Here is a 582-nt window from a genome sequence, read left to right as displayed (position 1 = left end):
GTCGCCGGACGGCTCCTGTTGAACTCCCCCTCTGTCATCGGCCTGAGAGTTTCACCGGGCATCGCGTCGAAGGACGGATGCCGCGGCTTTCACCGTCGGCGGATTTCGATTTTGCTTGCGAATCGCGTTGATTTTCGATTCCAAGGGCGAGATGGAGACGCGTAGCGGTCGTCTCGCCTGGGAGGTTTCGATACGGCGCCGGGGCGCCTACTCAACCCGATTTCTTGCTCGCTTCGCTCGCTCGAAATCGCTTTCCAGAGCGGCCGGACGTCTGCGGTACGCGGACCTGAGAGATTGGCGGGGAGGCTTGCTCCTTCGGTGCCCGACCGAGGTCGGGGCTCTCCCGCACACGTCATGCGGCCTTTGTTAAGTTGCTGATCCAGCATACCGATCCGGGCCGGGCGCGCGAGCGCAAGCGGTTTGCCTTTTGGTCGAGGTGACTATAAGATCGGATCAACAGATAAGGTCACCATGACTCGAACCGAGCTGCTCCCCACGGAGACTGCGATCGCAGACCGCGACTCGACGCGCGTCGCGGTCTCGACGGTGATCTTCAGCCTGCGGCGCCACCCGGGCCAGGAC

The 582-nt window shown here is 62.9% G+C and carries 1 riboswitch.

Annotated elements, in window-relative coordinates:
* Nucleotides 1-264: 264 nt before the first annotated feature.
* Nucleotides 265-356: riboswitch (glycine riboswitch) on the bottom strand.
* Nucleotides 357-582 lie beyond the last annotated feature (226 nt).

The organism is Microbacterium sp. P2_F9 (assembly GCF_056403635.1).
This window is presented reverse-complemented; position numbering and strand designations above follow the sequence as displayed.